The following is a 607-nucleotide window of genomic DNA, read 5'->3' on the forward strand; positions in this document are numbered from 1 at the left end:
GGAGACATTCATCACAGCGCACTGACCGCATCTACCGACGCGGTCCTGACCTGGATCTCAGAGATCACCCAACCAACCGATGACATCGCGGTGGCATATGAGGCTGGACCCACCGGGTTCACCCTGGCACGAGCACTCACCGCTGCTGAAATCGATGTGGTGGTAGCCGCCCCGTCCAAGCTCCTGCGCCCCTCAGGCGACCGCATCAAAACAGATGCCCGTGACGCGCTGCTCTTGGCGCGGCTCCTGCGTATGGACGAGCTCACCGCCGTTCGTGTGCCCACTCTGGCGGAAGAAGCGGCACGTGACCTCGTACGTGCCCGAGATGATGCCCGACGAGATTTGATGGCAGCCCGCCACCGCCTTTCCAAGCTACTGCTGCGTTATGGCCTCGTCTATCCGACGGGCAAGACGGCGTGGACAAAGACGCACGACTTGTGGCTCCGACGACAACGGAAAGAGTTCTTTGCCGAGGCGGGGACAGGCACGCTGGCCGCGTTTGATGCCGGCTACGACGCGGTCACACAAGCGTTAGCACGTAAGGACCGGTTGGATGCGTCGATTCTGGAGTCAGCGGCCACGAGCGAGTTCAGCGAGGTCACCAACA

Annotated in this window: 1 protein-coding gene; it reads left to right on the forward strand. The window is 62.1% G+C overall.

The annotated features are described in order from the left end of the window. Positions 1 to 607 (forward strand): IS110 family transposase (locus ACXR2W_RS14140; RefSeq protein WP_489948866.1); only part of this gene is annotated, 607 nt, incomplete at both ends.

Source organism: Leucobacter faecis (assembly GCF_054456695.2).